This is a genomic window from Tamlana carrageenivorans (genome assembly GCF_002893765.1).
Classification (GTDB): Bacteria; Bacteroidota; Bacteroidia; order Flavobacteriales; family Flavobacteriaceae; genus Pseudotamlana; species Pseudotamlana carrageenivorans.
The window spans coordinates 2,402,272-2,420,650 of record NZ_CP025938.1 but is presented as its reverse complement, the minus strand read 5'-3'; the positions used below and the strand labels follow the sequence as shown (position 1 = coordinate 2,420,650).

Genomic DNA, 18,379 nt, shown 5'->3' with positions numbered 1-18,379 from the left:
ATGAAAACAACGGAATACGGAAACCGAGAAATTAGTATCACCTATTGTCCTTTTCAATGTCAACAATCTAATATCTGTACGCAAGAGCTTTCAGATGTCTTTCAAAACTCGGTAATTCCATGGATTGATCCAGAAGGTAGTACTACTGAAAAGATAATTAAACAGATAAAAAAATGCCCCTCAGGAGCATTAAAGTATAAACTCCACAAAAAGGAAATGGCCTATTGATAAAAAAGCCATTGAACAAATGTTTGTTCAATGGCTTTTTTTATGCTTGACCTGTAGGTCCAAAGTTTAAAGGAATTGGTGGTTGATCGTAATCTTTAATTTCACCATGAGCATTTTCAAATCGCGCTACATTTTCTCCAAGCGCCTTTAATAAACGTTTAGCATGTTGCGGTGTGAGAATGATTCTTGACTTCACTTTGTTTTTAGGAACACCAGGCATAATATTAACAAAATCTACTACAAATTCTGAAACAGAATGGTTTATAATGGCCAAATTAGAGTAAGTCCCTTCAGCTACTTTTTCGTCTAATTCTATATTTATTTGCCCTTGTTTTTGCTTGTCTTGTTCGTCTGCCATATTTAAATATTTTTTTCCAATATAGAGGAAATGTTTTAAAGTTTTGTGATTTTAAAATAAAAAAGCCTTCAAGTATAAATATACATGAAGGCTTCTATTTTTAAGATTCCCGCCTTACTCATCGACACTTACCTCCAATAAGGTATTCGTGAATCTTCGATTTCGCGGGAATGCTTTAGTTGTAATTTAATTCTTGTTTCACTTGCATCATTTCGTCAAACTCTTCTTTAGAACCTACAATAATATCAGAATAACGTCTCATACCAGTACCTGCAGGAATTCTATGTCCAACAATAACATTTTCTTTCAAGCCTTCTAAAGCATCTACTTTACCTGCTACTGCAGCTTCGTTTAATACTTTAGTTGTTTCTTGGAAGGATGCCGCAGAAATAAACGATTTCGTTTGAAGCGAAGCTCTTGTAATACCTTGAAGTATTGGAGTCGCCGTTGCTGGTTGAGCATCTCTAGCCGTAACAAGTGCTTTATCTTCACGACGTAAAATAGAATTTTCATCTCTTAACTGTCGTGGCGAAACAATTTGACCTGCTTTTAGCGTAGAAGAATCTCCAGCGTCTTCAATCACTTTCATTCCGAAGATATCATCATTTTCTTTAATGAAATCTGCTTTATGAGCCAATTGATCTTCTAAGAAAATCGTATCACCAGAATCGATAATTCTAACTTTACGCATCATTTGTCTAACAACAACTTCGAAGTGTTTATCATTAATTTTCACCCCTTGTAAACGGTATACCTCTTGTACCTCGTTTACTAAGTATTGTTGAACAGCTGAAGGTCCTTTGATATTCAAGATATCGTTTGGTGTAATAGAACCATCAGATAATGGCATACCCGCTTTAACATAATCATTCTCTTGTACTAAGATTTGATTAGATAACTTCACTAAGTATTTCTTAACATCACCTAATTTAGATTCTACGATAATCTCACGGTTACCTCTCTTAATTTTTCCGAAAGAAACCACACCATCAATAGCAGAAACAACTGCTGGGTTAGATGGGTTACGCGCTTCGAATAACTCGGTAACACGTGGCAGACCACCTGTAATATCCCCTGCTTTTGCAGATTTACGAGGAATCTTAACTAAAATCTTACCAACATTAATTTTCTCTCCATCATCAATCATAAGGTGAGCGCCAACTGGTAAGTTGTAAGAACGCATGGTTTCACCACTAGCATCTTCAATATGAAGTGTTGGAATAAGTTTTTTGTTTCTAGATTCAGAAATTACTTTTTCTTGGAAACCTGTTTGCTCATCAATTTCAACTTGGTAAGTTACCCCTTGTTCGATGTTTTCATATCTTACTTTACCAGCAAATTCTGAAATAATTACACCGTTATAAGGATCCCAAGTACATACGACATCACCTTTAGCTAATTCTTGACCATTTTTAACATAAATAGTAGAACCATAAGGAATGTTATTCGTACTTAAAACAATACCAGTTTTCTTATCTGTAAGTTTAAGTTCAGACGTTCTAGAGATTACGATATCAATTTCGTTTCCTTCGTTATCCTGACCTTTAACTGTTTTTAAATCTTCAATTTCAGCAATACCGTTAAATTTAACAGCAAGCTTGTTATCTTCAGAAATGTTACCTGCAATACCACCTACGTGGAACGTACGAAGTGTTAACTGTGTACCAGGCTCACCAATTGATTGTGCCGCAACAACACCAACAGCTTCACCGCGTTGTACCATTTTACCTGTAGCTAAGTTACGACCGTAACATTTCGCACAAATACCTTGTAAAGCTTCACAAGTTAAAGCAGAACGTACTTCAATACTTTCTAAAGGAGATGCACCGATGGCTTTAGCAACAGCATCATCAATTAATTGACCAGCAGAAGCTAATTTCTCTTCAGTTAAAGGATTAAATACATCGTTTAATGAAACACGACCTACAATTCTTTCTTGTAAAGTTTCAACAACTTCATCATTCTTTTTCAATGGTTCAACTTCAACACCTCTTAATGTACCACAATCTTCAGTATTGATAATAACATCTTGAGAAACGTCTACTAAACGTCTTGTTAAGTAACCAGCATCGGCAGTTTTAAGGGCCGTATCGGCAAGACCTTTACGTGCACCGTGGGTAGAGATAAAGTACTCTAAAATTGAAAGACCTTCTTTAAAGTTAGAAAGAATTGGATTTTCAATAATTTCACCACCACCTGCGTTAGATTTTTTAGGTTTTGCCATTAATCCACGCATACCGGTTAACTGACGAATCTGTTCTTTAGATCCACGAGCTCCAGAATCAAGCATCATAAACACCGAGTTAAACCCTTGTTGGTCTTCACGAATACGTTTCATAGACAACTCTGTCAATTCAGCATTTGTAGAGGTCCAGATATCAATAACTTGGTTGTAACGTTCGTTATTGGTAATAAGTCCCATGTTATAGTTACCAGTAATACCATCAACTAAACCGTTAGCTTTATCGATCATACCTTGCTTTTCTGGCGGGATGATGATATCACCTAAACTGAATGATAAACCACCTTGGAAGGCGAATTTAAATCCTAAAGTTCTAATAGCATCTAAGAAATCGGCTGTTTCAGGAACTGAAGTTGCTTTTAAAATATTACCAATAATATCTCTTAACGACTTTTTAGTTAATACTTCATTAATATAACCAGCTGCCTGAGGCACGTGTTGGTTAAATAATACACGACCAACTGTAGTTTCGATGATAACCGGAGCAAGTTTACCTTCCTCATTAATATCAATCGTTCTTACTTTGATACCAGCATTCAAATCAACGCGTTGCTCATTGAAAGCAATTTCTACCTCTTCTGGAGAGTAGAAGATTAATCCTTCACCTTTAATTGGCACTTCTGGTGTAGACTTACGTAGCTTGGTCATATAGTAAAGACCAAGTACCATATCCTGAGAAGGTACCGTTACCGGAGAACCATTAGCAGGGTTTAAGATATTGTGAGAGGCCAACATTAACATTTGACACTCTAAAATAGCCTCTGGCCCTAATGGTAAATGCACCGCCATTTGATCCCCATCGAAATCGGCGTTAAAGGCCGTACATACTAATGGGTGTAATTGAATCGCTTTTCCTTCAATTAATTTTGGTTGAAAAGCTTGAATACCTAAACGGTGTAAGGTAGGCGCACGGTTTAGTAATACTGGATGTCCTTTAAGAACGTTTTCCAAGATATCCCAAACCACAGGCTCTCTTTTATCTATAATTTTCTTTGCAGATTTTACTGTTTTAACAATACCTCTTTCAATTAGTTTTCTAATTACAAAAGGTTTGTATAATTCAGCTGCCATATTTTTTGGCAATCCACATTCAAATAATTTTAATTCTGGTCCTACAACAATAACAGAACGTGCTGAATAATCCACACGCTTACCAAGTAAGTTTTGACGGAAACGACCTTGCTTACCTTTTAATGAATCTGATAAAGATTTTAACGGTCTGTTAGAATCTGTTTTTACTGCAGAAGACTTACGTGTGTTATCGAATAACGAATCCACAGACTCTTGAAGCATACGTTTTTCGTTACGTAAAATAACTTCGGGAGCTTTAATTTCAACCAATCTTTTAAGACGGTTGTTACGAATAATAACACGACGGTATAAGTCATTCAAATCAGACGTTGCAAAACGACCTCCATCTAGTGGTACTAGCGGACGTAATTCTGGCGGAATGATTGGAATTACTTTCATAATCATCCATTCTGGACGATTTTCTCTATTTTGATTTGACTCACGTAAAGACTCTACAACTTGTAAACGTTTTAAAGCTTCCGTTTTACGTTGTTTAGACGTTTCGGTATTGGCTTTATGACGTAATTCGTATGATAAAGACTCTAAGTCAATTCTTGCTAATAATTCGATTAAACATTCAGCACCCATTTTAGCTAAAAACTTATTTGGATCTGAATCGTCTAAATACTGATTATCTTGAGGAAGGGTTTCAAGAATGTTTAAGTATTCTTCTTCTGTTAAGAAGTCCATTTTTTGTAATGGTTCACCTTCTTCATTTTTAGCATTACCTGGTTGAATAACTACGTAACGTTCGTAGTAAATAATCATATCTAATTTCTTAGATGGTAATCCTAATAAATAACCAATTTTATTCGGTAACGAACGGAAGTACCAGATGTGTGCTACAGGAACCACAAGGTTGATGTGCCCAACACGATCACGACGTACTTTCTTTTCTGTTACTTCAACACCACAACGGTCACATACAATACCTTTGTAACGTATTCTTTTATATTTACCACAAGCACACTCGTAATCCTTTACAGGACCGAAGATACGCTCACAGAACAAACCATCACGTTCTGGTTTGTGAGTTCGATAATTGATAGTTTCTGGTTTTAAAACTTCGCCTCTAGACTCTGCTAAAATAGACTCTGGAGAAGCTAAACCGATTGAGATTTTATTAAATCTCTTAACTGTATTTTTATCTTGTTTTCTTGCCATGTTTTTTAAGTCTTCAGTTTTCAATCACAGTTCAGAGTAATTACTGAACGCTGTGACTGTAAACTATTATTTTACTCCTCTAATCTGATGTCTAAACCTAAACCTTTCAATTCGTGCATAAGTACATTGAATGATTCTGGTAATCCTGGATCTGGCATTGGTTCACCTTTTACGATTGCCTCGTAAGTTTTAGCTCTACCAATAACATCATCAGATTTTACAGTTAAGATCTCACGTAAGGTACTTGATGCGCCATAAGCCTCAAGTGCCCAAACTTCCATCTCACCAAAACGCTGACCACCAAACTGTGCTTTACCACCTAATGGTTGTTGCGTAATTAATGAGTAAGGTCCAATAGAACGCGCGTGCATTTTATCATCGACCATGTGTCCTAATTTCAGCATGTAAATCACACCAACTGTTGCTGGCTGATCAAAACGCTGTCCGGTACCACCATCATAAAGGTAGGTATGACCATATCTTGGAATTCCAGCTTCATCTGTAAATCCGTTAATCTGATCGATTGTAGCTCCGTCAAAAATAGGTGTTGCATATTTGCGTCCTAATTTTTGTCCAGCCCAACCAAGTACCGTTTCATAAATTTGACCAATGTTCATACGAGAAGGTACACCTAATGGATTTAATACAATATCAACAGGCGTTCCATCTTCTAAGAATGGCATATCTTCTTGACGAACGATTCTAGCAACAATACCTTTGTTACCGTGACGTCCTGCCATTTTATCACCAACTTTAAGTTTACGTTTTTTAGCGATGTAAACTTTAGCTAATTTTATGATACCTGCTGGTAACTCATCACCAACAGAAATTGTAAACTTCTCACGACGTAAAGACCCCTGTAAATCGTTTTCTTTAATCTTATAATTGTGAATTAAATCAGCTACCAATTGATTTGTATGATCATCAGTAGTCCATTTTCCAGACACTAAATGCGCATAATCATCAACAGCATTTAACATTTTAAGTGTGAATTTTTTACCTTTTGGTAATACTTCTTCACCTAAATCATTATAAATACCTTGAGCTGTTTTTCCATTTACAATATTGAAAAGTTTTTCAACTAAAATATCTTTAAGCTCGTCGAACTTTCTATCGTATTGTGCTTCAAGAGCAAGAATATCATCTTTATCCTGTGCACGTTTACGTTTATCTTTTACGGCTCTTGCGAATAATTTCTTTTCAATTACAACACCATTTAAAGAAGGTGAAGCTTTTAAAGAAGCATCTTTTACATCTCCAGCTTTATCACCAAAGATCGCACGTAATAATTTTTCTTCAGGAGTTGGATCAGATTCCCCTTTAGGTGTAATCTTACCAATAAGAATATCGCCAGGTTTAACCTCGGCACCAACGCGAATCATACCGTTTTCATCAAGGTCTTTAGTAGCCTCTTCAGAAACGTTAGGGATATCGTTAGTTAATTCTTCATTACCTAATTTCGTGTCTCTAACTTCTAGAGAATACTCATCGATATGGATAGAAGTAAATATATCTTCACGAACCACTTTTTCAGAAATTACAATCGCATCCTCAAAGTTATACCCTTTCCAAGGCATAAAGGCTACTTTCATATTTCTACCTAAAGCTAATTCTCCTTTTTGAGTCGCGTATCCTTCACATAAAACTTGACCTTTAGTTACCTTATCACCTTTAACTACAATAGGTTTCAGGTTAATAGAAGTTCCTTGGTTAGTTTTTCTGTATTTTACTAATTGGTATGTTTTAACATCACTATCAAAACTTACTTTAGCTTCATCCTCAGTACGCTCGTATCTAATTTGGATTTCTTTAGCATCTACGTAAAGTACTTCTCCTTCTCCCTCTGCATTAATCAATACTCTAGAATCTGAAGCTACTTGACGCTCTAATCCAGTTCCTACAATAGGTGCATCTACTCTTAATAATGGTACCGCTTGACGCATCATGTTAGATCCCATCAACGCACGGTTCGCATCATCATGCTCTAAGAACGGAATAAGCGATGCTGAAATTGAAGAAATTTGATTAGGCGCTACATCGGTATAGTCTAATTTTTCTGGTTCAATAACAGGGAAATCACCCTCCATTCTAGCAATAACTTTATCGTGAAGAATTTTACCATCGTCATCAACTTTAACTGTTGCTTGAGCGATTAATTTTTCTTCCTCTTCCTCTGCACTTAAATAAACAGGATCATTTTTAATATCAACAACACCATCAGTTACTTTTCTATAAGGTGTTTCGATGAATCCCATTGGGTTCACTTTTGCATAAACAGAAAGTGAAGAAATTAAACCAATGTTTGGTCCCTCTGGTGTTTCAATCGGACATAAACGACCGTAGTGTGTATAGTGAACGTCACGTACCTCGAACCCAGCACGCTCTCTTGATAAACCTCCAGGTCCAAGAGCTGATAAACGACGCTTGTGCGTGATTTCAGCAAGTGGATTGGTTTGATCCATAAATTGAGATAACTGGTTTGTACCGAAGAAAGAATTAATAACAGACGATAAAGTCTTAGCATTAATTAAATCTATAGGTGTAAACACCTCGTTATCACGAACGTTCATACGCTCACGAATGGTACGCGCCATACGGGCTAAACCAACACCAAATTGTGATGATAATTGCTCGCCTACAGTACGAACACGACGGTTAGATAAGTGATCGATATCATCAATCTCTGCTTTAGAGTTGATAAGCTCGATTAAATATTTAATGATGGTAATGATATCTTCTTTGGTAAGCACTTGCTTATCCATTCCAATATCAAGACCTAATTTTTTGTTCATTCTATAACGTCCAACTTCTCCAAGAGAGTAACGTTGGTCACTAAAGAATAATTTATCAATAATACCACGTGCAGTTTCCTCATCTGGCGGTTCTGCATTACGTAGTTGTCTATAAATATGTTCAACAGCCTCTTTTTCAGAGTTTGTTGGATCTTTTTGAAGCGTGTTGTGGATAATGGCATAATCCCCTTGTTCTGTACTTTCTTTATGTAAAAGAATCGTTTTAACGTCAGCTTCAAGAATTTCTTCTATATTTTCTTTGTCAAGGATCGTATCACGATCAAGCACGATTTCATTACGCTCGATTGAAACCACCTCTCCAGTATCTTCATCAACAAAATCCTCATGCCATGTGTTTAATACACGAGCAGCTAATTTTCTTCCTAAGTATTTCTTTAATCCAGTTTTTGATACTTTAGCTTCTTCTGCTAAGTCAAAAATCTCTAAGATGTCTTTATCACGCTCAAAACCGATAGCACGGAAAAGCGTTGTTACAGGTAATTTTTTCTTTCTATCAATGTAAGCATACATTACCTGGTTAATATCTGTAGCAAACTCAATCCAAGATCCCTTGAATGGTATAACCCTTGCTGAATATAATTTGGTTCCATTAGCATGGAAAGATTGCCCGAAGAAAACTCCTGGTGAACGGTGTAATTGAGAAACAACAACACGTTCTGCACCATTAATACAAAAAGTTCCTGAAGGCGTCATGTAAGGAATAGTTCCTAAATACACATCTTGAACAATGGTTTCGAAATCCTCATGTTCAGGGTCTGTACAATATAACTTTAACCTAGCCTTTAGCGGAACGCTGTAAGTTAGCCCTCTCTCAATACACTCTTCAATAGCATATCGTGGTGGATCTACGAAGTAATCTAAAAATTCTAATACGAATTGATTACGAGAATCTGTGATTGGAAAGTTTTCCATGAAGGTATTGTAAAGACCTTCATCGCCTCTTTCCTCAGATTTAGTTTCTAATTGGAAAAAATCCTGGAAGGATTTAATCTGAATATCCAAGAAGTCTGGATATTCTGTTCTATTTACAATAGAGGAGAAATTTAATCTTTCAGCTTGTGTTGATAACATCAATGGACGGAATTTTGATTAAAAAAAATAATAAAAACGTATATACCTGTTATATACGCAAAATGGTTTAGGTCTTGAAGTAACTTCTTCAGACCTAAACCCTTATGTGTTTTAAGTACTAAGCTTACTTAAGCTCAACCTCAGCTCCTGCCTCTTCTAAAGATGCTTTTAAAGCTTCTGCTTCATCTTTAGATACAGCTTCTTTGATAGCGCTTGGTGCATCATCAACTAAACCTTTAGCTTCTTTTAATCCTAAACCAGTTAATTCTTTAACTAATTTTACTACAGCTAATTTAGAACCACCAGCTGCTTTTAAGATAACATCAAATTCAGTTTGAGCCTCTTCAGCTTCACCACCAGCGGCAGGACCAGCAACAGCAACTGCAGCAGCAGCAGCAGGCTCGATACCGTACTCATCTTTTAATATAGTTGCTAACTCATTTACTTCTTTTACAGTAAGGTTAACTAATTGTTCTGCGAAATCTTTTAAATCTGCCATTTTTCTATCGTTTTAATAATTTTGTAATAATAATATAATTGTAATAAGTGCGTACTGTTTGATACTATCCTTCTCTTTCAGATAGTGTTTTAATAAGTCCAGCAATGGTTCCACCACCTGATTTAAGGGCTGAAATAACATTTTTAGCAGGAGATTGTAAAATTGTAACAATTTCTCCAAGTAACTCTTCTTTAGACTTGATATCAACTAACATGTCTAATTGTGCGTCACCGATGTAAACAGCTTCCTCGATGAAGGCTCCTTTTAACAGAGGCTTCTCAGATTTTTTACGGAAGTTTTTAATTAATTTTGCTGGTGCATTACCTGTTTCAGAATACATCACAGATGTATTTCCTTTAAGCACAGAAGGTAAATCTCCGAAATCTTTTTCAGAAGCTTCCATGGCTTTAGCAAGTAATGTATTTTTAACAACCGCCATTTGTACGTTTGCTTTAAAAGCAGCACGACGTAAGTTTGAAGTAGCATCTGCATTCAATCCTGAAATATCTGCCAAATAAACATTGGCATTATTAGCTAATTCTGCAGTCAATTCCTCAATTACTAATGATTTTTCTTCTCTTGTCATAATAAAAGTTTTAACTTAATTAACCAATTTTAGAATCAACAGCGATACTAGGACTCATTGTTGAAGAGATAGAAATACCTTTCACGTAAACTCCTTTTGCAGTTGTTGGTTTTAATTTTATTAATGTTTGTAATAATTCATTTGCATTTTCAGCAATTTTATCAGCACTAAATGATGCTTTACCAATAGCAGCGTGTACGATACCAGTTTTATCAACTTTAAAGTCAATTTTACCAGCTTTTACTTCTGTTACAGCTTTTGCTACATCCATTGTTACTGTTCCTGTTTTTGGGTTAGGCATTAAACCACGAGGACCTAATACACGTCCTAAAGGACCTAATTTACCCATTACGCTAGGCATAGTAATAATAACATCTACATCTGTCCAACCACTCTTGATTTTATCTAGGTACTCGTCTAAACCTACATAATCAGCACCAGCTTCTTTAGCTTCTGCTTCTTTATCTGGTGTTACTAATGCTAATACTTTTACGTCTTTACCAGTACCATGAGGAAGAGATACAACTCCTCTTACCATTTGATTAGCTTTACGAGGATCAACTCCTAAACGTACAGCGATATCTACAGATGAATCAAATTTTGTATTGGTAATTTCTTTAACTAAGGCTGATGCATCTTCTAAAGAATACACTCTTCCTTTTTCAATTTTCGCTAAAGCTTCTTTTTGCTTTTTTGTTAATCTTGCCATTTTGTAATGTCTTTAATAGATTAAGAAGGAAATTTCCCTGTTACAGTTATTCCCATCGATCTTGCTGTACCAGCAATCATTTTCATAGCAGACTCTGGAGTAAATGCATTTAAATCTACCATTTTGTCTTCTGCTATAGTCTTGATCTGATCCCAAGATACTTTAGCTACTTTTTTTCGGTTTGGTTCACCTGAACCTTTTTTCACCTTGGCCGCTTCTAATAATTGTACTGCAGCTGGAGGAGTCTTGATAACAAAGTCAAATGACTTGTCTTTGTATACCGAAATAACAACTGGTAAAACTTTACCGGCTTTATCTTGAGTTCTAGCATTAAATTGCTTACAGAACTCCATGATGTTAACTCCAGCAGCACCTAAAGCGGGTCCAACCGGTGGCGACGGATTCGCTGCACCTCCCCGAACTTGTAACTTAACTACTTTACTTAATTCTTTTGCCATTTTTAATAATTTAGTTGATATCCTTCTTAATTTTGGAAGCTAAAGATGATATCATTTATATAGTGTAACAATTATTATACTTTTTCAACCTGCATATAACTTAACTCTAATGGTGTTTTTCTTCCGAAAATCTTAACCATAACTTCAAGTTTACGCTTTTCTTCATTGATTTTCTCAATGGTACCGTCAAAACCATTGAAAGGTCCATCGATAACTTTTACTGTTTCTCCTTTTGTATAAGGAATTGCAACATTGGCCGTTTCTTCAACAGATAACTCATCCACTTTCCCTAACATTCTGTTAACTTCAGATTGTCTTAATGGAACAGGATCACCACCTTTTGTTTCTCCTAAAAACCCGATAACATTAGTTACCGATCTGATGATATGAGGTATTTCGCCAGTAAGGTTAGCTTGAATCATAATATATCCTGGAAAAAACACTTTTTCCTTATGAATCTTTTTACCATTACGGATTTGTACAACACGCTCTGTAGGCACTAAAACTTGATCAACATAATCTTGCATACCTAAACGAGCAATCTCATTTTCGATATAAGATTTAATCTTATTTTCTTGTCCACTTACAGCACGAACTACATACCATTTTTTTTCACTTACTTCAGACATAAAATTCCTTTTTCTTTTTTAGTATTAACTAATCCATTGAAAGTAAGCTGATATCACCTTGCTAAACACTGTATCCACTCCCCAGATTACTAGAGAGAATATAATTGAAAAAACAGCGACTAAAACAGTCAAACTCTGTCCTTCAGCCCAAGTAGGCCAAGTAACATTATTCTTTAGTTCTCCGAATGATTCTTTTATATAATTTGCAAATCCAGCCATGGTGTTATCTCTTTTTGATCTAATTGAAACGATATCAATTTTAATATTAATAGGTAAAACCTATTCTAGTTGCACGGGCGGAGAGACTTCCTTCGACTTCGCTCAGGATAAACTTCTCGTATCATGCTTTTTTATTTAATTTTGAAAACCATCTAAATCGAAGATTCTCATCATATGCACGGGCGGAGAGACTCGAACTCCCGACACCTGGTTTTGGAGACCAGTGCTCTACCAACTGAGCTACGCCCGTAAACATAAATCAAGGTATCTCAAAAAAAAGATACCTTAACTTATTATATGTTTAAACTAATAATTAGTCTAATATTTCAGTTACTTGACCTGCACCAACTGTTCTACCACCTTCACGGATAGCGAAACGTAAACCTACGTTCATAGCAATTGGTTGGATTAACTCTACAGTAATAGTTAAGTTATCTCCAGGCATAACCATCTCAACACCATCAGGAAGCGCAATGTTTCCAGTTACGTCAGTTGTACGTACGTAGAACTGTGGACGGTAGTTGTTATGGAATGGAGTGTGACGTCCACCTTCTTCTTTTTTCAAGATATAAACCTCAGCTTTAAATTTAGCGTGTGGTGTTACAGAACCTGGCTTAGTAATTACCATACCTCTTGAAATTTGAGATTTCTCAATACCTCTTAATAAGATACCAGCGTTATCACCAGCTTCACCTCTATCTAATATTTGACGGAACATTTCGATACCTGTAATAGTAGAAGTTAATTTTTCAGCACCCATACCGATAATCTCTACAGGATCTCCTGTTTTAGCCACACCAGTTTCGATACGTCCAGTTGCAACAGTACCACGACCAGTAATAGAGAATACGTCTTCGATAGGCATCAAGAAAGGCTTATCCATATCACGTACTGGCTCTTCGATCCAGTTATCACATGCTTCCATTAATTCTAATACAGTGTCAACCCATTTTTGCTCACCGTTAAGTGCTCCTAAAGCAGAACCTGAAACTACAGGACCATTATCTCCATCGTACTCGTAGAAAGATAATAAATCTCTAACTTCCATATCTACTAATTCTAAAAGCTCTTCATCATCAACCATATCAACTTTGTTTAAGAAAACAACGATACGAGGAATACCTACTTGACGACCTAATAAGATGTGCTCACGAGTTTGTGGCATAGGACCATCTGTAGCAGCTACCACTAAGATTGCACCATCCATTTGAGCAGCACCAGTAACCATGTTCTTTACGTAATCGGCGTGACCTGGACAGTCTACGTGAGCGTAGTGACGATTTTGTGTTTGGTACTCTACGTGAGAAGTATTAATTGTGATACCTCTTTCTTTCTCCTCTGGAGCGTTGTCAATAGAAGAGAAATCTCTTGCTTCAGATAAACCTGCATCAGCTAATACTTTAGTAATAGCAGCAGTTAAAGTTGTTTTACCGTGATCTACGTGTCCAATTGTACCAATATTTAAGTGTGGTTTTGAACGATCGAAAGTTGCCTTTGCCATGTTTTTAAATAATTTTAATCTTAGTTATATAATAATATTAGTGTAATCTTTTTTATTTCAATATAGAGCCAATGACGAGATTTGAACTCGTGACCTCTTCCTTACCAAGGAAACGCTCTACCCCTGAGCTACACCGGCGTAAAGTTTTTATTTCCTATTCTTTTAAAACCACCTAAACAGTATTAAAAAAAGAGATTCCTGCCTCCGCAGGTTTTAGAGCGAGAGACTGGGTTTACTTCGACTATGCTCAGCATAAACTCCTCCCCGTTTCTCACTTAGAGCGAGAGACCGGGTTCGAACCGGCGACATTCAGCTTGGAAGGCTGACGCTCTACCAACTGAGCTACTCTCGCATTTTGATAAGTTTTAAACTTATCTGGTATTCAATATTTCAAATAGATTTCTGCGTACGCAAAAATTTGTTGTGGGGAGAGCAGGATTCGAACCTGCGAAGACGTAGTCAGCAGATTTACAGTCTGCCCTCGTTGGCCGCTTGAGTATCTCCCCGGACCACTTTTAAATAAAATTCAAAAGTTATACTTCAATATTTCAGAGCCGATGGAGGGACTCGAACCCACGACCTGCTGATTACAAATCAGCTGCTCTAGCCAGCTGAGCTACATCGGCTTTTTCTGCCTTTTTTACATATAAAAACAGTCCGCTATTTCTAACGGACTGCAAATGTATAGTTTTTTTATTTTATTCAAAACATTTTTGAATAAAATTTATCATAAATATGCTCTTAATTTTTCTTTTTTCTTTTTCAACTGTCTTTCTAAGGATGCTATCGCCATATCTGCGCCTTCTTCGAAGCTTTTGCATTGCTTTTTTACCACAAGACTATCACCGGGCACACTCACTTTAACTTCAAATATTTTATTTTCTTTATCACTTGTATTTTCAACTTTCAAAAAAACATCTGATTTGATAACCTTGTCATAAAACAAATCCAATTTATCCATACGTTTTTGGATAAAGGCCAATAATTTTACATCTGCATTAAAATTTACGGATTGCGTGTTTACTTTCATCTGTTTACTTTTAATTTAAAAAAATCAGCTTCATGCTCTGGTTTTGAACATAATGGTTTTATCTTACCCATTATATAGGGCATGTCACTCATTTTAGATTAGACAATATGTGAATTTATTTTTTACTTCTTGGATGCGCATGAATATGCACTTTTTTAAGTTCGGCTATACTGTTATGGGTATAAACTTGCGTAGCAGCCAAACTTGAATGTCCTAAAAGTTCTTTAACTGCATTTAAATCGGCACCTTGGTTTAACAAATGAGTAGCAAAAGAGTGTCTTAATATATGAGGACTCTTTTTTACTTTTGAAGATGCTGAACTAAAATAATCATTTATTATTCGGTAAACAAGAGTTTCATATATTTTAACGCCTTTTTTAGTTAAAAACAAACTTTCATTATCTTCAATAAAATTTAAATCACCGCGCAATTTTAAATAAGTCTTTAACGTCTCGACTACTGCATACAATAACGGTACAATACGCTCCTTATTACGTTTACCAATAACTTTTAGAGTTTTATTATCTAAATCTAAACTCGATAGTTTTAACCCCACAAGCTCAATACGCCTAATCCCTGTTGAATAAAATATTTCAATAATTAATTTATTACGAACGCTTTCAAAATCATCTCCTATATTAAGGTTATCTAAGACGGTGTTAATTTCACTTTCGGAAAAAGGCACCTGTAGTTTTTTACTTGTTTTTAATGCTTTATGTTTCGCAAGCGGATTGACATCCACATCACCAACTTTAATTAAGAACTTAAAATAGGAATTTAGCGTAGAAACTTTTCTGTTTATACTCCTATTGGTGATGCCACTTTCTACCAATAATACAATCCAAGATCGGATTTGCGAATAATTTACATTTTGAATCGCATCGCTGCCATAGGTACCCTTTATAAAATTCGAAAAACTTACTAAGTCACTTTGATACGCTTTAACGGTTAACTTAGAGTAGTTTTTTTCAAGTAACAAATATTCGGTGAAAGGTTTAAAAGACATTTTGGGTTATGGGTTATGGTTTCTGGTTAATGGTTAATGGTTAAAAGAAAACTACAAATTGAACCTTTGATTTTGCGATTCCCACAATAAACATATGAATAATTACTCCATAATATCTAATTAACAGTTAACGACTTGGCAAATGGTTATTAGTTGTTGGTTATTGGTTATTGGTTATTGGTAAATAAACTACAATATGCATCAAAGTGTTAATGTTATAATAATTTAAGTGTTTTAAAGATACTAATTTAACCAGCTCCTGATACTTTATAGTTGTTTAAAACAAAAAGAGGTTGTATTATAACCTCAAAAAATCATCATATTCCATTTGACACAACGCCTTATCACCTTGAAAAAAAATATGAGAATCTGAAACAAATACAGATTGATTTCATAATTTCTTTTCCTACTGCCTTAAAACAAAAAAATCCCGCTTCACGCGGGATTTGTATCAATTTAATGCATTAATATGAATTAAATATTTTCTGCATCTCTTAGTCCTTGGATGTATTGTGCTTTTTGAATTTGCGCTCTACGAATAACAGAAGGCTTGTCAAACTGCTTACCAGTTTGTAACGCACGCTTAGTTCCAGTTCTATCGAACTTTCTTTTATAACGCTTTAACGCTCTATCTATATTCTCTCCTTCTTTAATTGGAATTATTAACATAGTGTCTTAACCTCCTCTCTTTTAAAATTTTTCGGCTGCAAATATAAAAATTAATTCTATTTAAATCTAAAAAAATAAAATATTTTAGGTTGCCGGCTTATATGTTTTTTTATCTATAATAATTTTTGCTAAAATTTCACGAAGAATTTCCGATGTTCCACCTCCTATAGGCCCTAAACGACTATCGCGAAGCAAGCGTGCTAAAGGGTAATCTTCCATATAACCGTAGCCTCCTAAAAACTGCAAACACTCATATATTACGTCATCGGCAACTTTTGTTGATTTTAATTTCGACATGGTTGCTTCCTTTACAACGTACTCTCCTTTATTTAAGCGGTAAGCCACAGCGTAATTAAAGGCTTTACAGAATTCTACTTCGGTTGACAAATCGGCTACTTTATGCCTTAAGGCTTGAAACTGATCGATAGATTTTCCAAAGGCTTGACGGTCGCTCATATATTGCAAGGCATAGTTCAAAGCAAATTCGGCTCTAGCATGGCCATTAACCCCCATAATTAAACGCTCCAAGGCAAAATGCTGCATGATGTATGAAAATCCTTTACCAGCTTCTCCTAGTAAATTTTCAGCCGGAATTTTAACCTGATCAAAAGCAATTTCACCGGTATCTGAAGCTCGCCAGCCCAACTTATCTAATTTTGTAGCAGAAACACCTATAGATTTACGATCAACAACAAACATACTAATACCTTTACCTCCTGCTGTTGGGTCGGTTTTTGCTGCTACGACAAGATAATCGCTAAGCACACCATTGGTAATAAATGTTTTAGATCCATTTATAATATAAGAGTCTCCGTCCTTAATCGCTGTTGTGCGCATACCTGCAACATCACTCCCACCGAAAGGTTCGGTAATACACAAGCAGCCTATCATATCGCCCGAAATACTTGGAACTAAATATTTTTGTTTAATAGCTTCACTACCTTCAGCATTAAGATGCGTCATCGCTAAATAAACGTGAGCCCAAATAGCTGCAGCAAAACCTCCTGAATTTACCTTTTGAAGTTCTTCAAGAAGAATAATAGTATAGAATAAATCTAAATCCATACCACCATAAACTTCAGGATATTTAATCCCTAAAAAGCCCATCTCTCCAAATTTCTTCCAAACAAACCTTTCTATTTCTCCTGTTTGTTCCCACTTATCTATGTAAGGAACAACCTCTTTTTGCAAAAAATCTTGAAGGCTTTTTCTAAAAAGATTATGCTCTTCTGTGAAGTACAAGTTATTCATCTATATTTTTTTCGAGGTGCAAATATAATTGAATTATCTTGATTTTATTTACAGGGAACTCCTTTACTTTCAATAATTCATTTATCCCATTATAACCACTTCTTAATTGTCGGTATTCAATAATACGATGAGCTAAATCGTAATCTATGTGTGGAATAGTAACTAATTGATTTACTGTTGCCGTATTTAATTCTATTTTATGGATCACTTTTGGGGTTTTCACGACAAACTGTTCGGTAATGTTTTGAATAACTTGAAGATTTAGTCCATAAACATCTTCCAACTGAACAACATCGGTAAAGCCACCAAGAAGACTGTTTCTATATTTTACAATACGACTGGAAAGCACCTTTCCTACTCCAGAAACGTGCTGAAGTTCGATTGCCGTAGCTGTATTTAGATCGTTTTTTTCAGCATCGGTTTTTAAGCCTTTAAAATTGTTAGATATTTCTTTTTTAGCTCGTGAAGCCTTTACCCAATCCGGAAATTTAAAATAGGGTGAAATAGCTTCAAAAAGAGAGTCTGATATTTGGGTGACGTTTTGAAATTCTTCCGAAGAATTAATCCATTGATTCTGACTTCTAAAATCCAACAATCTATCAATCTCGATCGTACTCATCCCTAAGACAGCACCTTTAAAATCATCCATATAATTTGGATTAAAGGGCTTAATCTTGGGTTTTAACTTTTGAAGTTTCTCTAAACGTAAAGAATCCATGGTTTTCTCAAACTGGAGCAAGCGCGTATGGTCGACTACAACATCTTCAGAAGGAAAATCGATAAAAAAATAAACACCCTGTAAAACAATAATTAATAGGAGTAACAAAAAAATCCCATGCCGCTGATTTCTAGAAAAAGTAACATGAGATTTCATT

General features: G+C 35.5%; 16 protein-coding genes and 5 tRNA genes. 1 reads left to right on the top strand and 20 read right to left on the bottom strand.

Going from position 1 to position 18,379, the window contains the following annotated elements:
* On the top strand, positions 1-228 hold the full coding sequence (locus C1A40_RS10735; protein WP_102995893.1) for a (4Fe-4S)-binding protein: 228 nt from the start codon (positions 1-3) through the stop codon (positions 226-228).
* Positions 229-268: 40 nt separating this feature from the next.
* Here C1A40_RS10735 and C1A40_RS10730 read toward each other — a convergent pair whose 3' ends face one another.
* The 20 genes from C1A40_RS10730 to C1A40_RS10635 all read right to left on the bottom strand — a co-directional run bounded on the left by C1A40_RS10730 (position 269) and on the right by C1A40_RS10635 (position 18,378).
* A complete protein-coding gene (locus tag C1A40_RS10730) occupies positions 269-586 on the bottom strand; it encodes a DUF3467 domain-containing protein (RefSeq protein ID WP_067148772.1) in 318 nt (105 codons plus the stop codon).
* Between the two features lie 175 nt (positions 587-761).
* The gene (gene rpoC, locus C1A40_RS10725; RefSeq protein ID WP_102997196.1) at positions 762-5,063 is read right to left on the bottom strand and encodes a DNA-directed RNA polymerase subunit beta'; all 4,302 of its coding nucleotides are present in this window, start codon (positions 5,061-5,063) and stop codon (positions 762-764) included.
* Between the two features lie 71 nt (positions 5,064-5,134).
* On the bottom strand, positions 5,135-8,947 hold the full coding sequence (rpoB, locus tag C1A40_RS10720) for a DNA-directed RNA polymerase subunit beta (RefSeq protein WP_102995892.1): 3,813 nt from the start codon (positions 8,945-8,947) through the stop codon (positions 5,135-5,137).
* A 124-nt stretch (positions 8,948-9,071) separates the two neighbouring features.
* Positions 9,072-9,446 (bottom strand): 50S ribosomal protein L7/L12, encoded by a 375-nt coding sequence (rplL, locus tag C1A40_RS10715; protein WP_067148782.1) that lies wholly within the window; start codon positions 9,444-9,446, stop codon positions 9,072-9,074.
* Positions 9,447-9,510: 64 nt separating this feature from the next.
* A complete protein-coding gene (gene rplJ, locus C1A40_RS10710; RefSeq protein WP_067148785.1) occupies positions 9,511-10,032 on the bottom strand; it encodes a 50S ribosomal protein L10 in 522 nt (173 codons plus the stop codon).
* A 19-nt stretch (positions 10,033-10,051) separates the two neighbouring features.
* Positions 10,052-10,741 (bottom strand): 50S ribosomal protein L1, encoded by a 690-nt coding sequence (rplA, locus tag C1A40_RS10705; protein WP_067148788.1) that lies wholly within the window; start codon positions 10,739-10,741, stop codon positions 10,052-10,054.
* A gap of 20 nt (positions 10,742-10,761) precedes the next feature.
* On the bottom strand, positions 10,762-11,199 hold the full coding sequence (gene rplK / locus C1A40_RS10700; RefSeq protein ID WP_067148791.1) for a 50S ribosomal protein L11: 438 nt from the start codon (positions 11,197-11,199) through the stop codon (positions 10,762-10,764).
* A 74-nt stretch (positions 11,200-11,273) separates the two neighbouring features.
* A complete protein-coding gene (gene nusG, locus C1A40_RS10695) occupies positions 11,274-11,828 on the bottom strand; it encodes a transcription termination/antitermination protein NusG (RefSeq protein WP_102995891.1) in 555 nt (184 codons plus the stop codon).
* 24 nt (positions 11,829-11,852) lie between these two features.
* Entirely contained in the window at positions 11,853-12,047 is a 195-nt protein-coding gene (gene secE, locus C1A40_RS10690; protein WP_067148796.1) for a preprotein translocase subunit SecE, read from the bottom strand.
* Positions 12,048-12,224: 177 nt separating this feature from the next.
* Positions 12,225-12,297 (bottom strand) — tRNA-Trp (locus C1A40_RS10685).
* A 63-nt stretch (positions 12,298-12,360) separates the two neighbouring features.
* Positions 12,361-13,548, bottom strand: a complete 1,188-nt coding sequence (gene tuf, locus C1A40_RS10680) for an elongation factor Tu (protein ID WP_102995890.1) — start codon at positions 13,546-13,548, stop codon at positions 12,361-12,363.
* Positions 13,549-13,614: 66 nt separating this feature from the next.
* Positions 13,615-13,686, bottom strand: a tRNA-Thr gene (locus tag C1A40_RS10675).
* A gap of 141 nt (positions 13,687-13,827) precedes the next feature.
* Positions 13,828-13,900: transfer RNA gene (locus tag C1A40_RS10670), tRNA-Gly, on the bottom strand.
* Between the two features lie 72 nt (positions 13,901-13,972).
* A tRNA-Tyr gene (locus C1A40_RS10665) sits at positions 13,973-14,054 on the bottom strand.
* Between the two features lie 46 nt (positions 14,055-14,100).
* Positions 14,101-14,174 (bottom strand) — tRNA-Thr (locus C1A40_RS10660).
* Positions 14,175-14,275: 101 nt separating this feature from the next.
* Positions 14,276-14,578: a ribosome hibernation-promoting factor, HPF/YfiA family gene (gene hpf, locus C1A40_RS10655; RefSeq protein WP_067148803.1), complete on the bottom strand. Its 303-nt coding sequence runs from the start codon at positions 14,576-14,578 to the stop codon at positions 14,276-14,278.
* A gap of 115 nt (positions 14,579-14,693) precedes the next feature.
* Positions 14,694-15,584 carry a tyrosine-type recombinase/integrase gene (locus C1A40_RS10650; protein ID WP_102995889.1) on the bottom strand — a complete coding sequence of 297 codons (891 nt, stop codon included), beginning with the start codon at positions 15,582-15,584 and terminating at the stop codon, positions 14,694-14,696.
* Between the two features lie 474 nt (positions 15,585-16,058).
* Positions 16,059-16,253, bottom strand: coding sequence for a 30S ribosomal protein S21 (rpsU, locus tag C1A40_RS10645; RefSeq protein WP_102995888.1), 195 nt, complete (start codon positions 16,251-16,253; stop codon positions 16,059-16,061).
* Positions 16,254-16,337: 84 nt separating this feature from the next.
* Positions 16,338-17,504, bottom strand: a complete 1,167-nt coding sequence (locus C1A40_RS10640) for an acyl-CoA dehydrogenase family protein (protein WP_102995887.1) — start codon at positions 17,502-17,504, stop codon at positions 16,338-16,340.
* On the bottom strand, positions 17,497-18,378 hold the full coding sequence (locus C1A40_RS10635; protein WP_102995886.1) for a ComEA family DNA-binding protein: 882 nt from the start codon (positions 18,376-18,378) through the stop codon (positions 17,497-17,499). Before C1A40_RS10635 ends, C1A40_RS10640 begins: the two co-directional genes overlap by 8 nt.
* Position 18,379 lies beyond the last annotated feature (1 nt).